This is a genomic window from Cyclobacterium sp. 1_MG-2023, from assembly GCF_030546805.1.
Lineage (GTDB): Bacteria > Bacteroidota > Bacteroidia > Cytophagales > Cyclobacteriaceae > Cyclobacterium.
The window spans coordinates 181,606-201,203 of the sequence record NZ_JAUOPC010000002.1; the positions used below are offsets into that span (position 1 = coordinate 181,606).

Annotated in this window: 19 protein-coding genes; 5 read left to right on the forward strand and 14 right to left on the reverse strand. The window is 39.5% G+C overall.

Features of this window, described 5'->3' with window-relative positions; genetic code table 11:
• Position 1: 1 nt before the first annotated feature.
• The 4 genes from Q4534_RS03125 to Q4534_RS03140 are packed head-to-tail and all read right to left on the reverse strand — an operon-like array spanning position 2 to position 2,171.
• The gene (locus Q4534_RS03125) at positions 2–763 is read right to left on the reverse strand and encodes an MBL fold metallo-hydrolase (protein ID WP_303611715.1); all 762 of its coding nucleotides are present in this window, start codon (positions 761–763) and stop codon (positions 2–4) included.
• Positions 760–1,038, reverse strand: coding sequence for a hypothetical protein (locus tag Q4534_RS03130; protein WP_014018604.1), 279 nt, complete (start codon positions 1,036–1,038; stop codon positions 760–762). The genes Q4534_RS03125 and Q4534_RS03130 overlap by 4 nt, the downstream gene beginning before the upstream one ends.
• 1 nt (position 1,039) lies before the next feature.
• On the reverse strand, positions 1,040–1,420 hold the full coding sequence (locus tag Q4534_RS03135; protein WP_303611716.1) for a response regulator: 381 nt from the start codon (positions 1,418–1,420) through the stop codon (positions 1,040–1,042).
• Positions 1,413–2,171: a hybrid sensor histidine kinase/response regulator gene (locus Q4534_RS03140; RefSeq protein WP_303611717.1), complete on the reverse strand. Its 759-nt coding sequence runs from the start codon at positions 2,169–2,171 to the stop codon at positions 1,413–1,415. The genes Q4534_RS03135 and Q4534_RS03140 overlap by 8 nt, the downstream gene beginning before the upstream one ends.
• A gap of 46 nt (positions 2,172–2,217) precedes the next feature.
• On the opposite strand from Q4534_RS03140, the gene miaA reads away from it, so the two are divergent.
• Positions 2,218–3,129, forward strand: coding sequence for a tRNA (adenosine(37)-N6)-dimethylallyltransferase MiaA (gene miaA / locus Q4534_RS03145; protein WP_303611718.1), 912 nt, complete (start codon positions 2,218–2,220; stop codon positions 3,127–3,129).
• On the opposite strand, the gene Q4534_RS03150 is transcribed toward miaA, so the two are convergent.
• The 5 genes from Q4534_RS03150 to Q4534_RS03170 form a co-directional block, all read right to left on the reverse strand.
• The gene (locus Q4534_RS03150) at positions 3,117–3,488 is read right to left on the reverse strand and encodes a hypothetical protein (protein WP_303611719.1); all 372 of its coding nucleotides are present in this window, start codon (positions 3,486–3,488) and stop codon (positions 3,117–3,119) included. The two genes, miaA and Q4534_RS03150, sit on opposite strands and share 13 nt — an antisense overlap.
• Positions 3,489–3,490: 2 nt before the next feature.
• Entirely contained in the window at positions 3,491–4,468 is a 978-nt protein-coding gene (pfkA, locus tag Q4534_RS03155; RefSeq protein WP_303611720.1) for a 6-phosphofructokinase, read from the reverse strand.
• A gap of 157 nt (positions 4,469–4,625) precedes the next feature.
• On the reverse strand, positions 4,626–6,434 hold the full coding sequence (gene typA / locus Q4534_RS03160) for a translational GTPase TypA (RefSeq protein WP_303611721.1): 1,809 nt from the start codon (positions 6,432–6,434) through the stop codon (positions 4,626–4,628).
• Between the two features lie 117 nt (positions 6,435–6,551).
• On the reverse strand, positions 6,552–6,998 hold the full coding sequence (locus Q4534_RS03165; RefSeq protein ID WP_303611722.1) for a hypothetical protein: 447 nt from the start codon (positions 6,996–6,998) through the stop codon (positions 6,552–6,554).
• Between the two features lie 378 nt (positions 6,999–7,376).
• The gene (locus Q4534_RS03170) at positions 7,377–9,542 is read right to left on the reverse strand and encodes a TIM-barrel domain-containing protein (RefSeq protein ID WP_303611723.1); all 2,166 of its coding nucleotides are present in this window, start codon (positions 9,540–9,542) and stop codon (positions 7,377–7,379) included.
• A 148-nt stretch (positions 9,543–9,690) separates the two neighbouring features.
• Between Q4534_RS03170 and Q4534_RS03175 the strand changes: the two genes are divergently transcribed.
• Positions 9,691–11,070: a DUF3748 domain-containing protein gene (locus Q4534_RS03175; RefSeq protein WP_303611724.1), complete on the forward strand. Its 1,380-nt coding sequence runs from the start codon at positions 9,691–9,693 to the stop codon at positions 11,068–11,070.
• A 193-nt stretch (positions 11,071–11,263) separates the two neighbouring features.
• Here Q4534_RS03175 and Q4534_RS03180 read toward each other — a convergent pair whose 3' ends face one another.
• The 4 genes from Q4534_RS03180 to Q4534_RS03195 form a co-directional block, all read right to left on the reverse strand.
• Complete coding sequence (locus tag Q4534_RS03180) at positions 11,264–11,716, reverse strand: hypothetical protein (protein WP_303611725.1); 453 nt, start codon at positions 11,714–11,716, stop codon at positions 11,264–11,266.
• Position 11,717: 1 nt separating this feature from the next.
• Positions 11,718–12,953, reverse strand: a complete 1,236-nt coding sequence (locus tag Q4534_RS03185; RefSeq protein ID WP_303611726.1) for a sulfite oxidase — start codon at positions 12,951–12,953, stop codon at positions 11,718–11,720.
• Positions 12,954–13,136: 183 nt separating this feature from the next.
• The gene (locus tag Q4534_RS03190) at positions 13,137–13,835 is read right to left on the reverse strand and encodes an ABC transporter ATP-binding protein (protein ID WP_303611727.1); all 699 of its coding nucleotides are present in this window, start codon (positions 13,833–13,835) and stop codon (positions 13,137–13,139) included.
• Complete coding sequence (locus tag Q4534_RS03195) at positions 13,832–15,319, reverse strand: DUF5687 family protein (protein ID WP_303611728.1); 1,488 nt, start codon at positions 15,317–15,319, stop codon at positions 13,832–13,834. Before Q4534_RS03195 ends, Q4534_RS03190 begins: the two co-directional genes overlap by 4 nt.
• A 122-nt stretch (positions 15,320–15,441) precedes the next feature.
• Between Q4534_RS03195 and Q4534_RS03200 the strand changes: the two genes are divergently transcribed.
• The 3 genes from Q4534_RS03200 (at position 15,442) to Q4534_RS03210 (ending at position 18,206) form a co-directional block, all read left to right on the forward strand.
• The gene (locus tag Q4534_RS03200) at positions 15,442–16,302 is read left to right on the forward strand and encodes a GNAT family N-acetyltransferase (RefSeq protein ID WP_303611729.1); all 861 of its coding nucleotides are present in this window, start codon (positions 15,442–15,444) and stop codon (positions 16,300–16,302) included.
• 180 nt (positions 16,303–16,482) lie between these two features.
• Positions 16,483–17,628 carry a DNA polymerase III subunit gamma/tau gene (locus tag Q4534_RS03205; RefSeq protein WP_303611730.1) on the forward strand — a complete coding sequence of 382 codons (1,146 nt, stop codon included), beginning with the start codon at positions 16,483–16,485 and terminating at the stop codon, positions 17,626–17,628.
• A 149-nt stretch (positions 17,629–17,777) separates the two neighbouring features.
• The gene (locus tag Q4534_RS03210; protein WP_303611731.1) at positions 17,778–18,206 is read left to right on the forward strand and encodes a hypothetical protein; all 429 of its coding nucleotides are present in this window, start codon (positions 17,778–17,780) and stop codon (positions 18,204–18,206) included.
• Between the two features lie 385 nt (positions 18,207–18,591).
• Here Q4534_RS03210 and Q4534_RS03215 read toward each other — a convergent pair whose 3' ends face one another.
• The gene (locus Q4534_RS03215) at positions 18,592–19,584 is read right to left on the reverse strand and encodes a DUF3078 domain-containing protein (RefSeq protein WP_303611732.1); all 993 of its coding nucleotides are present in this window, start codon (positions 19,582–19,584) and stop codon (positions 18,592–18,594) included.
• Between the last annotated feature and the right edge of the window lie 14 nt (positions 19,585–19,598).

A 19,598-nucleotide genomic window follows, 5' to 3' on the forward strand; every position in this document is an offset into this window, starting at 1 on the left:
ATTATAGTTGCAATTTCATGCCGTCAAAAGCAATTTCAACATTGGGAGGAAGTGAGCTACTTACTTCTCTATGTGTACCCATTTGATGGCTGATATGGGTTAAGTATGCTTTTTCGGGAGCAATAATTTTTATGAATTCCAATGCTTCTGCAAGTGTGAAATGCGAGATGTGCGGTTTGATTTGTAGGGCATTGATGACGAGTACCTTACTCCCCTTTATTTTTTTTATTTCTTCAGGGGAGACATAATTTGCATCTGTGATATAAGTGAAATCCCCAATCCGGTATCCCAGCACAGGAAGCTTGTGGTGCATCACCTGTATAGGATTAAATCGAACACCATTGATATGGAATGGCGTATTCGAAATTTCGTTTAAAATCACTTTGGGTACTCCGGGGTATTTTGTTGGAGCAAATATATAGGAGAACTCCCTTTTGATTTGATCCAGCACTTGTGCTGTACCATAAAGGGGGATGTCCATTTGTTGTTTGAAATTAAATGGTCTTATGTCATCAAGTCCTGCCGTATGGTCTTTATGCTCGTGGGTATATACTACGGCATCTAGTTGGGTAATTGGAGCCCTGAGCATTTGGGTCCTAAAGTCCGGCCCTGTGTCAATAACTATACTATTCCCATTTATGTCAAGGTGTATGGAAGACCTGAGGCGTTTGTCTCTATAATCCAAAGAGGAACAAACATTACAGTTACAACCAATTACCGGAACTCCCTGGGAGGTCCCGGTTCCTAAAAATGTGATATTCAAAGCTTCAATTCTGTTTGTTTAAGTTCAATTAGGAAATCCTGTTGTTTTTGATCTTTAAAGGACTGAGGATTGAAATCAAGCATCTTGAGAATGTCTAATAATGCATTGATTTTGCCTTCTAAGGTGAAATATTTATTAATAATTACAATTTTAGTTTCCTTTAAAATACAAAAACCGGATTTAAAATTGCCCTTCTCATACCTTAGATGATAATCCGATGAAGCAAAGATATTCTCCAGTTTGTCCAAAAAGTTTTTGGTGTATTTTATGGGCATTTTACTTATAAATATGTTTTTTCACAGTTGACAATAACAAGTCATAATCCAAAGGTTTCTGGACATAGTCATCCAGCCCTGCTTTTTTAAAGTCATCAAGGGTGAAATTTTTGTAATTCCCAGTAATGGCGATAATAGGGATTTTGGATTTAACAGGATCCGAAAGGTTTCTGACGGCTTTGGTGCATACAATGCCATCCATTACGGGCATATTGATGTCCATAAGGATTAAATCAAAATCTTCGTTGGCGAGTTTGTTTAAAACTTGCTGGCCATTTTTAACAGCGGTTATTGAAAAATTCTCAAAAGAAAGAACATTCTTTGTTAGATTGATAATTACTGAGCTGTCTTCAGCTACCAATACTTTTTTTGCATCACTCATATTTTATAAAAATTTTGTCATTTTCAACCAAGGTCTTAAACTTACTAAGACTGGTTTCCAGTTGGTCAATGTCTTCGGTCAATGCTTCTATTGAGGAATTTTTGATTTTATTTTCAAACAAAGCAGTTACTTTATACATCATATTTATACCCAGTGTTCCTGAATTACCTTTCAATATGTGAAGTTTTTCACCAATTTCTTCAAATTTATTAAAATCTGCCAATAATTTTATTTCTTCAGTGAGGTTTTCGGCTTCTTCTAAGAAATCTTTGTACACAGATTTTATATTTTCCAAGCTGTGGTACTTTAATAATTGTTGAATGACAGATTCATTAATGTCAACATCAATGTCTTTTTCTTTTTCTGAAATAATTACCCGATTCTTCTGGTGGTTAAGGTGGAAATGAATCGTTTCCAGAAGGTCTTTGGGCTTTACCGGCTTGGCAATAAAATCATCAAATCCTGTTGATAAAAAATATTCTCGGTCCCCTTGATTAGAATAAGCTGAGATGGCGATTACAGGAATGTCTGATATCTCTTCTTCTTTGATGATTTTCAGACAACTAATACCGTCAAGCTTAGGCATTTGGATGTCCATTAACACGATGTCGTATTCGTTGTCTCTTAAGAGTGCTATAGCCTCGAGTCCATCACCTGCAGATTCGAAAAAATAATTGTGTCCGATTACATTCTCAAAGACCTTTCGATTGAGGGCATTATCGTCTACGATCAAGACTTTTTTGTTTTTCATGGTCGAATTTTCTTAAATTCGGAGTTATAAAATATAAAACTAAATATTGACTCCTTTTAATAAAATAATTCTGGTGATAGCAGGCCCAACAGCTGTTGGAAAAACTGATTTGTGCATAAATTTAGCCAAAAAATTTAATACTGTCATAATATCCTCCGATAGTAGACAATTTTTTCAAGAAATTAATATAGGAACAGCCAAGCCCAGCAAGGAAGAATTGGACATGGTACCCCACTATTTTATTGGCAATAAATCCATTCACGAACCTTATGATGTTAGATCATATGAGGTCGAGGCACTTTCCTGTATAGGTGATTTATTTAAAAGGAAAGACCTACTCATATTAACGGGCGGTTCAGGATTGTATACGGATGCAGTGGTAAATGGTTTGGATGAAATGCCTAGGGTCGCTCCGGAAATTCGACAGGGATTAAACTTGCTTTATGCCAAAGAAGGTATTGTTCCACTTCAGGAAATGTTGAAAAAACTAGATCCCGACTATTATGACAAAGTAGACCTTCAAAATCCGCAACGTTTGATTAGGGCCTTGGAAGTTTGCCAAGGTACAGGTAAGGCTTTTAGTGATTTCAGGGTTCGGAAGAAAGTAGAACGTCCTTTTAAAACGATCAAGATAGCCTTAAATAGGGACAGGGAGGAGCTTTATCAAAGGATAGACAGTCGAATGGATAAAATGATTACCGAAGGGCTCTTTGAAGAAGCTGAAGAAATGTACCCCTTCAAAAATAAGAATGCATTGAATACTGTCGGCTATAAAGAAATTTTTAGCTACCTGGAGGGAGCGTATGACAAAGAGGAAGCCATCAGACTCCTTAAAAGGAATTCCAGGAGGTATGCCAAGAGACAGGTGACCTGGTTAAAAAGGGATGAAGCATACCATTGGTTTCATCCTGATGATATCAATGGTATACTTTCCCTAGTACAAAATTATAGGGCCTGATGTCCCGTTAATTTTGCTGCGAATGAATAAGGCTTGGTTTCGACAAGTTTGTTGTGCTCGTATCGAATCCTTTTTATTTCCCCAAGCTTTTGACGGATACCTGAGACTAGGCTTTGAAATTCAACAGCATTTTTCATTCCCCCCATTGTCTGTAAGGTTTTTATTGCTTCCTCGATTGTATACACATTTGGATCTGGTAAACCTTTGTTTGCCAAGTTTAAAATGCTTTTAAATTCGGAGGAAATGATGCTTAATTCCTGCTTAATTTTATTTTTCTTTTGTTTTAAATTTTGGTGAACCAACATTACAAACAAAAAAACAAAACCTCCCAGTGTAATGAAAATTGGAATAAAACCCATGGTTAAATACTTAAAATCTCTTGCAACCTTAAGTAGTCTTTATTCAAAGGCTTGTTCTTGTTGATACAGTCGTCAAAGGGAGTGTATACGACCTGATCGTTGATTATACCGGCCATGCAGTTGAATTTACCATTAAGCAAGCCCTCTACTGCCGCTAAACCACTTCGGCTACCCAAAAGCCTGTCTTTGGCTGTAGGGCTTCCACCTCGCTGAATATGGCCAAGAGTAGTTACTTTAAATTTCTTTTCTTCCTCTCCTACAAATTCAGACTTCACCTTTGCCATAATTGTGGCTGCATCTCCTTCTTCATCTCCTTCAGCCACCACCACTATGCTTGATGTTTTCGATTCTCTTAAATTTTTTAAGTAATCAGACACTTGTTTGGAAGTGGTTATGGTTTCAGGTACCATTACTACTTCCGCTCCTCCGCCTATGGCGCATTCTACAGCAATGTAGCCACTGTCTCTGCCCATAACTTCTACAAAAAAGACACGGTCATGTGCTGCGGCTGTATCCCTGATCTTATCGATGGCTTCCAAAGCTGTATTTACTGCTGTATCGAAACCAATGGTATAATCAGTACCATAGATGTCATTGTCAATGGTGCCGGGGCAGCCAACTACCGGAATTCCGAATTCCTCGTAAAATACTTTAGCACCGGTGAAAGTACCATCACCTCCTATGGCTACCAGCCCATCTATCCCGTGCTTGGTCAATTGATCATAGGCTTTTTTTCTTCCTTCTTTGGTACGGAACTCATTGCTTCTTGCGGATTTTAATATGGTACCGCCTCTTTGAAGTATGTTGCTAACCGAATGGGATTCCATTTTTGAAATATTCCCATTGATGATACCATCGTATCCGTATTTGATGCTGTATACATCCAGGTCATGATAAATTCCTGTCCTTACTACTGCCCTAACGCAAGCGTTCATTCCGGGCGAATCCCCACCAGAGGTATAAACTGCAATTTTTTTCATAAGTGTATTTCATTTTAAGACCAAACCCGGAGAATGGGTATAAATAGCTACCTGGTACTTTGGGTCGATTGAAATGTAAAACTAATCAATTCACAGTATCTGCTGAATGTTTGGGCAAAAAAAAGGGTGGAATTTAAATCCCACCCTTTAAAATAAATTAAGCATTTTGTGCTTTCGCTGCTCTATTTCTTTCATTTTCTTCCAAATGAATTTTTCTCATCCGTATGCTTTTCGGCGTGATTTCTAGGTATTCATCTTTTTGGATGTATTCCATAGATTCTTCTAAAGAGAATTTTTTTGCAGGAGCAATCTTTGTGTTGCTATCTGACCCGGAAGCACGCATATTGGTAAGTTGCTTACCTTTTTTCACGTTTACCACTATATCATTGTCTCTAGAGTGCTCACCAATAACCATACCAGTATAAAGTTCGTCTCCGGGATCCACAAAAAAGATTCCTCTATCTTGTAACTTATCGATGGAATATGCAGTACATTGACCGGATTCCATTGATATTAGTGAACCATTAATTCTTCCAGGGATGGTACCTTTAAAAGGTTCATAGGAAGCAAAACGGTGATTCATGATTGCTTCCCCTTGGGTGGCGGTCAATACATTATTTCTCAAGCCAATCAATCCTCTGGATGGAATGCTAAACTCAAGATGTTGTAAATCTCCTTTAGGCTCCATTACCAAAAGCTCTCCTTTTCTCTGGGTCGCTAGCTCAATTACTTTTCCTGCTGCTGTTTCAGGAACGTCCACTACCAAGGTTTCAATAGGCTCATGTTTAACCCCATCTATTGTTTTATAGATTACTTGTGGCTGACCCACTTGCAATTCATATCCTTCCCTTCTCATGGTTTCGATCAGTACTGACAAATGGAGAATGCCCCTACCATATACCAAGAATTTATCTTCACTATCCGTTGGCTCAACTCTTAGTGCAAGGTTTTTCTCAGTTTCCTTCATTAGCCTTTCTCTCAAATGGCGAGAAGTGACAAACTTTCCTTCTTTCCCGAAGAATGGAGAGTTATTAATAGTGAAAAGCATATTCATGGTAGGCTCATCGATTGAAATCCTTTCCAAAGGTTCCGGATTTTCAAGATCTGCAACGGTGTCTCCAATATCAAAACCTTCTACACCAGTGATGGCGCAAATATCTCCTGCTTGAACTTCAGTTACTTTATTTTTTCCTAGACCTTCGAAAACATGAAGTTCTTTTACTTTAACTCGTTTGACAACACCGTCTTCTTTGCAGAGTCCGTATTGCTGACCTTCTTTTATGCTTCCTCTCTTTACCCTTCCAATGGCAATACGACCAACGAAATTTGAAAAATCTAAGGAAGTAATTTGCATTTGCGTACTGCCTTCTTCGATTTTCGGTTCCGGAATATATTTTACTACCGCATCTAAAAGTGGTAGGATGCTATCGTTAGGGTTCTTCCAGTCTTCACCCATCCAGTTATTCTTGGCAGAGCCATACAAGGTATGGAATTCGAGCTGCTCCTCTGTTGCGTCCAAGTTAAACATCAATTCAAAAACTGCTTCATGAACTTCATCAGGACGACAGTTCTCTTTGTCTACCTTATTAACGACAACAATAGGGGTAAGACCTAGCTCCAAGGCTTTGCCTAAAACAAAACGAGTTTGTGGCATGGGTCCTTCAAAAGCGTCGACCAAAAGAATAACACCGTCAGCCATTTTTAAAACCCGCTCTACTTCACCACCAAAATCGGCGTGACCGGGAGTATCAATAATGTTAATTTTGGTATCTTTGTACCTTACAGAAACATTTTTTGATAAAATGGTGATACCTCTTTCTCTTTCCAGGTCATTGTTGTCCAATATAAGATCTTCAAACTGCTGATTTTCTCTGAAAATTTTAGAGGCGTGTATAATTTTATCTACCAAGGTTGTCTTTCCGTGGTCAACGTGTGCAATAATTGCAATATTTCGAATACTCTGCATGTGAAATTAAATTAAGATGCAAAAGTAAGAATTAAATTTTGAAAAAGTATTTAAATCTGTAATTGATAATTATTAAATAATATTATTCTTTTAAAAACGTCGGCATTATTTTTAATATTATTTTAATTCAAAAGGCTTACTTTTCAGTATTACATTGGAGCCTGGGTAACTGATATCTAAGCTATTTTCGGCCGTTACAAGTAGCATTGTGGGTTTGTACATCGTTTCCTTTTCAAAAGATGCTTTTCCTCGGTTCTTAAACATACCACTATTATTGGATATTTCTCCCAACTTAATAAGCCCTTGTCCCGGCGCTTCTATCCATACTATATAATGTTTTTTTGGTGGAGAAAGACGTTCCGGAAGGGCTAAATTGTTGATGTCAAGTTTTACTAGGTAAGCTCCTTCCTTGGTTTTATTAATCGAAGCGACAGGTTCTGCAGCAGGAACTACACTTGAAACAGGAAAGGTGACCTTGGTAGAACAGGCAAAAGCTCCCGTTAGGATAACCATCGCTGTTATATAAGTGAAAATGTTCCTTTTAAATTGTAAGTTTTTTTTCATCGTCTTGTTTTTTTATCGTGAGTATTCAATGTAAATATACTTCTAAAATCTCTGCTAAAAGCTCATGGATGAAGTGTGTGAACGTTCCATTTTTTAAAAGTAAGGCAATGTTTTAATATTAATTGGATTGATTGTTCTCCTAGAAATAACCATTTTAAGGAGATATTTGTTTCAATTATACACACCCATTTCCTGCGCAAACTCCCTATTTTGAATTGTTATTTCAATACACAATAGGGGTGCAAACAATTAAAAGTAAAGTCGGGTCTCATTTAAATCGCTTAAAATTAAAGTGATCCATTATATTTCAGTATTGAAATTATAACTTTTACGAGGAGATTTTTACTTACCTCCAAAATGTGAATATGGATAAAAGGTCTATTTTACCGGATTGTTTCCCTCGCTTTCAGTCATAAATATCCAGCGAATCTTTCCAATATTGTCTGGTTTTTGAGTCTTGGCAGGGGATACGGAACCTTTCCACTGTCCATCACTTCCTTTGCTTACATTAATTTCTCTCCAAGAATAATGCCCTTTTTCGTAATCATAGGAAATTCCATCGTCATCATACAAAGAAAAGTGGCCTGGAGAGGTTCCATAATGGTAAATTTCCAGATCATACTGCTCTCCCTTTTCCGGAGCATGTAATCGGGATTTCATCATGGGAATAATTCCACCATCCTTTACAAATACAGGGATTTGATCCATACGGGCATTGATGGTGATTATTTCTCCGTTTCCGACGAATTTGCCGGAATAAAAGTCGTACCAATTGCCTTTAGGTAAGACTACACTGCGGCTTTCCTCACCGGCAAATAGCGGTGCCACCAATAAGGAAGGCCCGGCCATGTATTGGTCAGTAAGCTCCTTTTTAATTGCTTCTTCATAGGGATTGTCTTCAAGGTCTGTAAGGTTATCTGTTGTCCCCTGGGCTTGAATGGCAAAACCTGATTCCAGCTGCATGGCGCGAAAAGGAGGAATTCCTTCAAAATGGTACTTAGCAAAACTACTGTACCAGTAAGGCATCATCTTCATTCTCAATAGTGCCATTTCTTTTATCTCATCAGCCACCTCAGGATAAGACCAAGGTTTGGTGTTGCTGGCCCAAGCATTGATCATGGCCATGGGTGAAAACACTACAGTTTGAAACCTTCTCAACCACTCTTCTGCGCTTTTGGATGCCCTTGCTTCCGGAGTCCATAATAGTCCCGAAAATCCACTGTTTATCAGCGCAGTGATAAAATCTTTGTGGTCATAATAATCATTGTAGATGACATATGGAAAAGCAACGCCCCCTCCATTGGAAGCTCTTACCAGTCCGTAAGTACGGCGGTTTTGATCACGAAAAAGCTGACTTGATTGCCTTTGTACCAATAGACCATACGTCTGACGGAGTTGTTCGGCAGCCAGTCCTGAAGGGAATTGAGCCACATCCGGCCAGAGCCAACGATCATAGCCATCCACTTCATCAATCTTATATCCTCCTACTCCGGGAAGAATATGGTCTTTTTTAAAGATTTCCCAATACAAAGCCTGAGCTTCGGGTATGCTAAGGTCAGGAACTGCTCCGGCCCAAACCGAATGGCTGCCATAATAGGGTTTAAGTCTGTCATAAAAATCAGCCTCCGGAGAGACATAAGGGTTGATCCAAAGATTTAAACTGATGTTTTTTTCTTTAAGCTGCTGTATGAGCTTTTCAGGATGGGGGAATCTTGTGGGATCCCATGCGAAAGTATTTGGATAGGATTTGCTTTGCCAGCCCGGTTCAAGGCCAATGAAATCCAAAGGAAAGCCCTTGTTTTCGAATTCCTCAGCTTCAGCCAATACCTGTTTTTGGTCGTAAAGTCGGTGAACCCTTTGTGTAAAGCCTAGTCCCCATCGAGGAGGAATAGGACCTCCTCCATTGAATAAATTGAAGCGCTGAACGGCCTCTAACATAGTGGGGCCAGCAAAAATATAAAATTCCACACCGCCAGCAGGTACCAAAACTTCCACTGCATCTGAATATGGCGAGGCGGTCCAGGAAGGGTCCGTGTTTCTGTCCAATGCCTCTGCAGGATTGTCACTGTCAAGTCTAGAACCTCTGCCGGCATAGATGTCCAGATATCTTGAAGAATTGATAAAAACCCCATAACCTTCACTTGTGACATAAAATGGAACAGGTGCATGGGTTCTTCCATTGTCTTGGCCTCCATAATGGTCCACATGCAGGCGCATTATCCTTCCTCTTTGATGAATGGTTTTAAAATTTAACCCGAAACCATAAATCTCTTCTCCTTTTTCAAGTGGCAATTGAAGATAGGTTTTGCCATCTTGTAATTTGCCGGAAATTTTATCTTTACTTATGGGGAAAAGGGGCTTGCCCAATTTGGCCAAAGCAGTTGAATTGGGGACGGCACCTGAGGCAGTCAATAGATCGTATTTCTCAGCTTCTCCCAAAGTGCCTTTCCATACTCCGGGAGCAGTGTTTTCCCAGTGGATTTCCTGAGCGGTACTAGCAAACGCGAAGGATATAAATAGAAGCCACAAATTAAAATATTTCATAAGGTCAGGGTTTTTGTCTTTCAGCCGGAAATATTAATAAAATAGGTGAGATAAAAAAGCATCAAATGACGGAACCTGTTTAAAAACATTGGTACTATTTTATCAATCTGCCGTATATTGGAAAGTTAAATTTTAAGAAACCTTACAAATGACCTTAAATAAACCAAAAAATTATCTTTTTACTGCATTGTTCATTATGGTTACCTCAACGCTTTTTTCTCAAGAATTTTGGCAAGTCAAGCAATTGACCCATCAAAAAAAGAATCATGCCATGGACAATAATCAGAATTTTTCACCTGATGATGTCTGGATTGTATATGACACTAGACCAAATGAAGGTGGAATAGGAGAAAATGCCATCATTGAAAAAGTAAATGTGCAAAGTGGTAAGACCAAAGTTGTTTATCAAACCACGCATGCCAATGAATATGGCCCCGGGGTAGGGGCGGTTAGTTATCATCCAAGTAAAAATGAACTTGTATTTATTCATGGATTACCTCCATCCAGCAAAGAAAAACCATATGCCATGCATCGGAGGCTGGGGAGGATTGTAAATGAAACCACCAATTCGTCCTATTGGATGGATAGCAGAGATGTTGAAGCGCCATTTACTGCCGGAGCTTTAAGAGGGGGCACGCATCGGCATCAGTGGAGTGGAGATGGGGATTGGTTAGGGTATACCTATAATGATGCCTTAATGTATGATTTGGAGGAAAAAACGGGTGAGACGTATAATTTAAGGACGGTAGGCGTGTCCAAAAGAAACCTAAAAAGTCCAAGCGTCTCAACTAAAAAAGCTGAAAATTTCCAAGGAGAATGGTTTTCAGTTTTGGTTGTAAAAGTGGTACCAAATCCTCGGCCGGGTTCAGAGGAAATCAGTAAGGCTTATAGTGATTGGTGGGTTGGGCAAAAAGGTTATCAAAAAGCAGATGGCAGCCGACAAATGGCTAGGGCTTTTCTAGGTGATCTAAAGACGGAAAAAGGAGAGAAACTAACCGAAGTTTTTATAGTGGATATTCCTGAGAAAATTGATGTTGAAGGCCCGGAAGGTCCACTGGCAGGAACTTCTACTACCATGCCCATGCCACCGGCCGGGACAGAGGTAAGAAGGCTTACTTATACTGAGAACGCGAAATATCCGGGTGTTACCACGGATTTCAGACATTGGGTGACTTCGGCCATGGATGGGGCTTTTTTATCTTATTTGGCCAAGGATGAAAACGGAATTGATCAGGTCTTTTTAATTCCTGCCATTGGAGGCGAACCCAAGCAAGTGTCTTTTCATGATACCTCAGTGCAAAGTACTGTACGATGGCATCCTAAGGCTAAGGAGTTTGCTTATGTCTGCAACAATCAAATTTTTGTCAATACTGTAGATGAAGGGATGAATCCCGGCAAAGCTTCTGCGGTAACAGAATCTTTAGACACAGCACCTTATGCTGTCAATTATTCCAATGATGGTAAAAAAATAGCCTTCAACAAGGATGTTGAAGGCCATGTGCAAATTTTTGTGGCAGAAAGACCTTGAACCAGAAATACTGCAAAAGGCTAAAACTAGGTGCTGAAACCACTATAAAATCAGCCACTTTGATGCTGTTTGGAATTTTAGCCTAGCATCGCTATAATAAAATTCCAAACAGCCTGATTTACTTGCGATTGCAACATTCCCTGAGAAAGTTCAGGATAGGTATTACGAGTCCAATTTAAAAATTAGGGTTGAATTAATTTTTCAATTCATACCATTCTATTTCTCCTAAAGGTGCCCTTCGGCCTCCTTTGCCTTGTGAAGCACTTCCTGGAGCGTAATTCTTGGACAAATAATCAAGAATTACCTCTTCTTGGGTGCCCAGGTCCCATAGGTTTTGAGAGCTTTGCATCCACCTGATCATTTTTTTCCAACCTTCACGGTCAGCATAGTTTTGAGTGACTAGTTTCGCTGAATGGCAGGCTGTACAATTGGCGATAACCAAATTAAGTCCTTCGTCTGCGATTAATCCTGTTGGTACATGAATTCCATCCACTATTTCTGATGCCAAAGGGTTGGCATCCACCGGTGCGTCAGCCGCAACAAACTCGCCATCGGAAGGTGCTTGGTCTTTTGTAGACCAAAAATAGGCTCCAACGGCTAATAATGCGATTAATATTGTGGCAATGATTGCTCTTGATTTTCCCATATTAAGCAACTTTTATGGCGATTCTATGACATGCATTGTTCAGGTATCCTTTAGGATTCCAGCCTGGCGTAACCATTGGTTGGCTGATGCCATTGTTGTCTGTGGCTTTGGCCCAAACTTCATAATATCCTTTTTCAGGAAAATTAATTTTAGCGGTAAAGTGCTGCCAGGAATATTGGTTGGGCCCCTGCTTAAGGTTACAGTTGTGCCATGTGGCTCCAAAGTCAATAGAATATGCTACCTCGGTAATATGCTTCGCACCTGTCCATGCGTGTCCTCTTATTTCCAATGTTTGTTCAGGGGCTATCATTGCTCCGGATTTCGGATAGGAAATCAGGGATTTAACAGGCATGCTTTCTATGATTTTCATGTCCTCATTTTTCACCTCGGCACCCGGTGCTACAGGTGTTTTGGGAATTGAGTAGGAGGGGGCTTCCATTTTCTCTCCATCATGAACTTTGTCACGAATAGACAAGGCTTCCAGCCACTTCCCGGATACAGATGCAGGAAATCCTGAAGCGATTAATCGTAAAGGGTGTCCATGAGCAATGGGTATGTCCTCTCCATTCATTGCAAAAGCCAAAATAGTGTAATCTTCCATTGCTTTGTCTATGGGGATACCCCTTGAAATAGGGTTTTTGTTTGGGTCACGGCTGATGTGTTTGTCAGCACCATGGTAGCCTACATATACTGCATTGTCTTTTATTCCGGCGTCTTTCAGTAAATCCCTAAGTCGAATACCTGTCCATTTGGCACAAGATACGGCACCCAAAGACCATTGATTCCCCTTGGTAGGTGGAAAGTATTCTTTTCTACCATTTCCCCCACATTCCAAAACCAGTTGGTAGGTGTGCACGGGGAATTTTGTTTTAAGCTCTTGTAAGGTGTAGGTTTTTTCTCCTTCCATGGCCTCGCCTTTTATGGTAAGGGTCCAGTTGTCTACATCGATATTATCAGGAATCAGCCCATTATTTCTGATAAACATTTTATCTGCAGGGGTGACATCATCGTCCAACAAATGGGCTTTTGATTCCACGTTCCAAGGCTTGTCATTCAAGACAATCATGTCCTTATGCTTACCAAAAAGTTTACCCGGATCGTTGTCTTGTTCCAAAGCCACAGGGGTGTAATTATCGGGAAGGGCAAAGACTATTTTACTGCCCAAAATGGCAGCCATAGAGCTCAATGCTGATTTTTTAATAAATTTTCTCCTATTTGGATTTTCTGTTTTTGCCATAGGTATTCTGGTTTCAATTGAAATCGTAATTTAAACGATTTTAATGGAAAAAAATATATGGAAAACTCAATATAGTTTAAATGGGATAAATACTATATTTTGACCAATTCAGACATGTTTCTTTTTGACAAAATCTTGGGTGGATTAAATGGTGTTTGCTTGCATAATCTTTGCCTTGAAAACTTAGCTAACATTGAAGTAATTGTTCAACTCTTCTGTCATTAGACTTTTGTCTTCTAAGTCTCTCACAATGACGCCTTTTTCCAGAAGTACAATTCTCTCACAGATTTCGGTAACATGGTTTAAATCATGGCTTGAGATTAAAAAGGTAACCAAATTTTCTTCTTTTTCTTTTAAAATTAATTTTTTCAGCCTGATTTGGGAGCTTGGGTCAAGGTTTTCAAATGGCTCATCAAGCAAGACAGCTTCCGGCTTCCCTAAAAGTGCTGCCGCTATCCCTACCTTTTTTATGTTCCCTTTGGAAAGATCGCGTATGTACTTTTTTGATCCCAATATCTCCCCGTTAAAAAAATCAGCAAATTTGGCAAGATGCAGTTGAAGGTCTTCTTCCGAAAGCCTATATATTTTTATCAGTGCTCTGAAATATTCTTCAGGGCTAAGGTAGGAGAGGAGCATGTTTTCGTCCAGGTATGCCCCCACTTTGGTTTTCCATTGCTCGCCTTTGTTTACCTCTTCCTCATCTATACTTACAAAGCCTTCTGTGGCCCTTACAAGGTCTAGCATAATGCGAAACAAGGTGGTTTTTCCTGCTCCGTTATTCCCTACAAGACCGATACATTGGCTCTTGGGAATGGTAAGTTCCGGAATGTTAAGGACAGTCGTGCTGCCGTATATCTTTTTTAAGTCCTTTATCTTTATCATAATTCTTGACGAAATGCAGCGGAAATTTCATACTTTTTATCTACAACCACATCGGCCATTTTTGTAGATATCTTTGGGAATACCAGTAAGCCGAAAGCACCAATTATACTGAGGGCCAACAAACCAAAATAGTCCCCAAACCAATAGGCCACCGGTAAGAATACCACATAAGGCACAGCTACCAAAGGAATGATCATTAGGAATTGGGAAAGCCCCATGCCTTCATAGTTGAATACAGAGCCTTTGTTAAGGTTCATTGGCTTGGGTTTCCAAAGTGCAAGGTAAATTACCAGGTGAATGGTAACCCCCATATTGAATAAAAACGTAGCCAAATGTATGAAAAGTACATTCCAACCAAAGTAAACATAAGGTACAGAAAGGATGAAACAGGCAAACGAGATGCCACTAAATAGCAAGTATTTTCCTCTAACCAAAGCGCGCAATCCATTTTTCTGGTGGGTATAGAAATCAAAAGTTGGTGAATTCCAGCTTAGGAATAATTGCCCGTATTGCAGCATAAAAATTCCCGTAATGAAGGTGCCTACAAAAATAAATAAATAGCTAAACCCTGTTTCTACCCGATAGGCTGGATTGGTGTAAAAAATCAATCCATATAGTAAGAAAAACAGGCAAAGCATTAGATAAGTCCTGCTTTTCTTATGTCTGATGATAAGTTTCCATTCCAGATTTGCCATTTCTCCGGCAAGTCCGAATTTTGATAAAAAACCTAAATCCTGGTTGGCAAATTGTAAATGTTCTCCTTCTGCCAGTTCTTCCAAATAAGCATTTTGCCTGTAAAATGCAAAGCACAGGAAATAGCTTAAAATAAATACGATGGCCAATAAAACGATGGGGGCAGGGTTTTCAAGAGCAAAGGTAAAGACCGGTTCAAAGAAGCCACCCAGATCATATACACCAAAATAATTTGAACCAATGCTTATCAAGAGAGCACTGAATACCACAAGGGTTCCAATAAGGCTGTCCTCAAACCTTTGTTTAAACCATAGGACAAACCAGTGCATGGACCAGCTGGTCAATAAAATTGCTCCTAGCCAGACCATAGCAGGCGCAATACCATAAACTACCATGACCTCAACAAATGCAAATGGTCCAAAGATTAGCAAAGCCACAATATTAAGTGGAGACAAGAAGCTACAGACCAATAAAGAATGTATGATCCCGGATTTGGGAATCGGTAAATGCAAATAATTTTCCAGGTTGATTACCGGTAGTTGTTGAATGAAATACCGGTAAATTAGCTCTAATAAAAAGAAATAAAGCAGGTTGCTGTTGATGAAAATAATTGCGTCAGGCTTTTCTAAAACATCTGTGACCAGCCTATTCATGAATAGCCCAAATAAAAACAAATAGCCCAATAATAAAACACCTAAGAAAAGCATCAATATGCCAATGGCCAAACTTCTTGCAAAAGAAGTTCCTCTTATTCTTTTAAGTACTTCAAGTTTTATCAAGGTTTTCACCATATTGACTGTTGGGTTATTTGGGTTTCTGTAGGTTAGAATTTCTAAAATATGAAAAAAATCCCAAATGCAGTTAAATATTCCAGTTTACTGGTTTATATTTCAATTTAAGTTGTAAAGTGAAAATGGACTCAGAATTATTTATAAGGGAAATGCAGCTGAAAGACCTTGAAGCTGCTATGCGTTTAAAGACTGTAGAGGGTTGGAACCAAACAGAAGCAGATTGGCAATTGATTTTAGCGGATAACCCTAATTTATGTCTCGTCGTATTGGCAGAAGATGAGGTTGTGGGTACTGTTTGTGCTTATAGTTACCAAGGTAAACTGGCCTGGATAGGCATGATGCTGGTAGATAGAAATTACAGAAGGAGGGGCATCAGTAAAAGGTTGATGCGAGAGGTGATACAGCGACTTGGAGACAAGCAAACCATTAAACTGGATGCAACCCCGGCCGGCCAAAAAGTATACGAACAGTTGGGTTTTGTGAAGGAGTACTCCCTTTTCAGGTGGGTTCGCTCCAAAGAAGCTATATCGCTAATTGAAAGGGAGGCTGAGGAGGTTCCAAGAGTTGCCCCGGAAGATTTTCCTGAGATTATCTCCTATGATCACCAAGTTTTTGGTACTGATAGGGCCAAGCTTTTGCGTCATTTGTTTAAGAGGCTCCCCAATGGAGCCTTTCTGCTAAAAGAAGGGGGTGAAATTGTAGGCTATATCTTTTGTAGGTTGGGAAGTAAATTTTTACAGCTAGGTCCTATGATAGCCTCAACTGATATTGCGGCAAAAGCACTTATTGCACGGGTATTGGAAGGTTTTGAAGGCCATGACTTGGTTTTGGACTTGGGAGTGCATCATGCTAATTTATATCCTTGGCTGGAAAGCTACGGTTTTGCCAAGCAAAGAGAGTTGATCAGGATGTACATCCCACCCAATAAGGTAAAGGAAGAATTAGCTAATTATTATTTGATAACCGGGCCTGAACTTGGCTGATTATGGGTGTCGGGCAAAAGGATTTGAATAAATTCATGGATTGCTTGGGCAGGGAAATTGAATTGTTATTAGAAAATGAAAATATTTAAATGCTCAAGTTTCCAGCAGGTTAGGGAAATTGAAGTGGTAAAAAGGATGAACTGTGAGTTTTAAGTTCGATTAATTTTATAAATTGCGGTGATGGAAAATTTTGTTGTTTCTGCCAGAAAATACAGACCCTCGGACTTTAAAAGTGTGGTGGGGCAAAGCCATATTACCACTACGCTCAAAAACGCCATAAAAAATGAGCATTTGGCGCAAGCTTTTTTGTTTTGTGGGCCTAGAGGGGTGGGTAAGACTACTTGTGCCAGAATTTTGGCCAAGACCATAAATTGTGAAAATAGAAAAGACAATGGGGAAGCTTGCAATGAATGCAGTTCTTGTGAAGCTTTCAACTCCAATAGCTCTTTTAATGTTCATGAATTGGATGCAGCATCGAATAATTCCGTCGATGATATGCGAAATTTGGTGGACCAAGTAAGGTATGTTCCTCAAAAAGGAAAATACAAGGTATATATTATTGATGAGGTTCACATGCTTACCACCCAAGCTTTCAATGCTTTTTTGAAGACTTTGGAAGAACCCCCCAAACACGCAATTTTTATTCTTGCGACCACTGAGAAGCATAAAATTATTCCTACTATTCTTTCTCGTTGTCAGATATTTGACTTCAATAGGATTCAGATTCAGGACATTAGCCAGCATTTAGAATACATTTCAAAAGAAGAGGGAGTAGATTATGAAACCGAAGCACTGAGGCTGATCGCTACCAAGGCAGATGGAGCCCTTCGGGATGCCCTTTCTATCTATGATTTGATTGTTACTTTCTCCGCAGGAAAAAAAGTCACCTATCAGGAGACAATTGACAATCTACATGTGCTGGATTATGATTATTATTTTAAAGTTACTGATGCGCTGTTGGAAGAAAGCATCTCCAAAGCCTTGCTGATATTTGATGAAATTCTTAAAAAGGGTTTTGATGGGCATAATTTCCTTGTAGGCTTAAGTGAACATCTTAGGGAACTGATGGTCTGTAAAGATCCTGATACGGCCATTTTGCTTCAAGTGTCTGAAACCGCCAAAGCACGGTATGTGGAACAATCAGCAAATAGTCCTTTGTCTTTTTTATTGTCAGGATTAAGCATTTGCAATCAAGCAGACTTGTCTTATAAAGCCAGTAAAAACCAGAGATTACATGTGGAATTGGTTTTGATGAAACTGGCTAAGTTGCCCCATGCCATCTCTCTTGCGGCAGTTTCTGACCAAGAGGCAAAAAAAAAAGCCTAGCAAATGAGTCTGAAGTAAAAGAGGAGGCTACCGGAAATCCTAAAGCCTCAACCCAACCTGCCCCGGCCCAAGTCATCAAAAAGACGATTGCCATTCCTTCAAACCTGAAAGCAGTTAAAAACCAGGTTAAGGCGAAGCCTGCAGAGAAATTGGCCGAACAGGAAAGCACCAAAGAGGCAGCTCCTGTACTAGACGATAGTCTACCCAGACAGCCTGTCAATCAGGATACAGTTAAAAATGTTTTTGCCGAAGTGTTGGATGAGTTTAGAGAAGACCATAAAAATATGGAAATGGCTTTGCTTAATCAACCTTTTGAGGTCAGAGGTCAGGAAGTTGTCTTTATGCTAAGCAGTGGTCTGCATGAAGATTTATTCCCTAAACTGAAGCCTGAACTTACCGGGATTCTAAGAAGAAAATTGAGGCATCCGGATGTGGAGGTGACATTTGAGATCACCGAACATGAAAAAGATCCATTAAAAAACCTGTATACTGCGGGAGAGAAGTTTACTTATCTGATGGAAAAATCCCCGGCGCTGAAGGAGTTGAAAAAACGTTTTGGTTTACAAGCGGATTTTTGAAACGTAAGTATGGCTTTTCTCATCCTTATGTCAATTGCTCTTAACCTTATCACGGAAGGATGAATGATGGTGAAAACTTCAATTCAATTTAAATTGTATTTAAAAAAACGGCGATGTCGTCACTACGAATCCTTTTTTAGCATGCTGAGGTAGGAATGGATGAAGCAGTCTAGCATGGTTGAGGGTCCCCATGGATTCCTTTTTCAAATGACCCCTAAGCCTCGGGCTGAGGGTTTTACACAAATTTAGGTCGAACTCAGGTTAGAAGTAAAAAGATTGGAAATATCTTAAATCAGGCTTGCTTCATGTAAGAATAAAAGCGGAGAAGAAAGGATCTCAATGTTATGAAATCTTCAATTAAAACCTTTGAGATAAGTTTTTGGGTTTAAAAATCTAAACCAATGCCAAAGTTAATGAGATTTTGGAGCTGTATGGCCCGAGTGGCAGGCCCCTCCTCTTGGGGGACATATACACTCTCATCGTAGATCATGATGGTAGCTATTCTGGTGGTGATGTATTTATTCACCTTCAAGCTAATGACAGAGTTAAAATTGACTACGGTATTGCCCAGTTTCTCATAGTTGGTAAAGAGGTTTAGGTCCATCTTCCAGCTGATGTTTTCCATGACTTTAAAATCGGCTGTGGTATTCAGAGATATACCTGCCTCGGGTTTGACCTTCTCTCCGGGCACAACTCCAAATGCTCCTGCCGTACTGAGAGAGTCATCCAATACTATGGTAAACCTCCCTGTAAATGGTGATAAAATGGAAGAGAATTTGGCTCCGTTTTTTGAAGTAGTTTGGTAGTTTAGACCTGTTGAGGATTGAACATAACCCGGACTCAGAAAATCCGAAAGCCGACTTCTACTATCTTCTTCCGCCCCTGATTCACGATAATAATTATACCCTTTTAATAATTGTGTTCTAGCATCAATCTGAGTAGATAGGTATATTGTTTTACTAAGTTGTCTGCCGTATTTACTGATAAAAATAAAGTTGTCGTTCGATTTCCGTGTGGCATAAGATCTTCCTGTCTGTCTGTTCACACCAAAATTTACTGTTAGGTTTGTTTCCCAGATTATGTTTTCCTTTTTATAATTGGCGAAAATTTGGAGTCCTGTATTCAAGGCAAAAGAACTGGCTCCACCGGCAGCCCAATTGCTTAAGCTTACTTGTTGCAAACTTAAATTAAAGTTACCTCCTCTTTTCCAATATATGGGTTCTTCTTCTGTGGTGAAAATCAGAGAGTCTCCCAACATGATCAATGTATCACCACCTATGATTACCGTGTCCGCCTTAGAGAGGGCGTCCTGCGCCGAAACAGTGCTGATTTTGGCTGCAAATAGTAAGAATAGAACGAATACAAATTTAATGTTCATGATTAATAGACAGT

Bases quoted from the DNA above. Each gene is read 5' to 3' on its own strand.
- Q4534_RS03130 (WP_014018604.1), bottom strand. From the start codon at position 1,038: ATGCCCATAAAATACACCAAAAACTTTTTGGACAAACTGGAGAATATC.
- Q4534_RS03135 (WP_303611716.1), bottom strand. From the start codon at position 1,420: ATGAGTGATGCAAAAAAAGTATTGGTAGCTGAAGACAGCTCAGTAATT.
- Q4534_RS03140 (WP_303611717.1), bottom strand. From the start codon at position 2,171: ATGAAAAACAAAAAAGTCTTGATCGTAGACGATAATGCCCTCAATCGA.
- Q4534_RS03150 (WP_303611719.1), bottom strand. From the start codon at position 3,488: ATGGGTTTTATTCCAATTTTCATTACACTGGGAGGTTTTGTTTTTTTG.
- pfkA (WP_303611720.1), bottom strand. From the start codon at position 4,468: ATGAAAAAAATTGCAGTTTATACCTCTGGTGGGGATTCGCCCGGAATG.
- typA (WP_303611721.1), bottom strand. From the start codon at position 6,434: ATGCAGAGTATTCGAAATATTGCAATTATTGCACACGTTGACCACGGA.
- Q4534_RS03165 (WP_303611722.1), bottom strand. From the start codon at position 6,998: ATGAAAAAAAACTTACAATTTAAAAGGAACATTTTCACTTATATAACA.
- Q4534_RS03170 (WP_303611723.1), bottom strand. From the start codon at position 9,542: ATGAAATATTTTAATTTGTGGCTTCTATTTATATCCTTCGCGTTTGCT.
- Q4534_RS03175 (WP_303611724.1), top strand. From the start codon at position 9,691: ATGACCTTAAATAAACCAAAAAATTATCTTTTTACTGCATTGTTCATT.
- Q4534_RS03180 (WP_303611725.1), bottom strand. From the start codon at position 11,716: ATGGGAAAATCAAGAGCAATCATTGCCACAATATTAATCGCATTATTA.
- Q4534_RS03185 (WP_303611726.1), bottom strand. From the start codon at position 12,953: ATGGCAAAAACAGAAAATCCAAATAGGAGAAAATTTATTAAAAAATCA.
- Q4534_RS03190 (WP_303611727.1), bottom strand. From the start codon at position 13,835: ATGATAAAGATAAAGGACTTAAAAAAGATATACGGCAGCACGACTGTC.
- Q4534_RS03195 (WP_303611728.1), bottom strand. From the start codon at position 15,319: ATGGTGAAAACCTTGATAAAACTTGAAGTACTTAAAAGAATAAGAGGA.
- Q4534_RS03200 (WP_303611729.1), top strand. From the start codon at position 15,442: ATGGACTCAGAATTATTTATAAGGGAAATGCAGCTGAAAGACCTTGAA.
- Q4534_RS03205 (WP_303611730.1), top strand. From the start codon at position 16,483: ATGGAAAATTTTGTTGTTTCTGCCAGAAAATACAGACCCTCGGACTTT.
- Q4534_RS03215 (WP_303611732.1), bottom strand. From the start codon at position 19,584: ATGAACATTAAATTTGTATTCGTTCTATTCTTACTATTTGCAGCCAAA.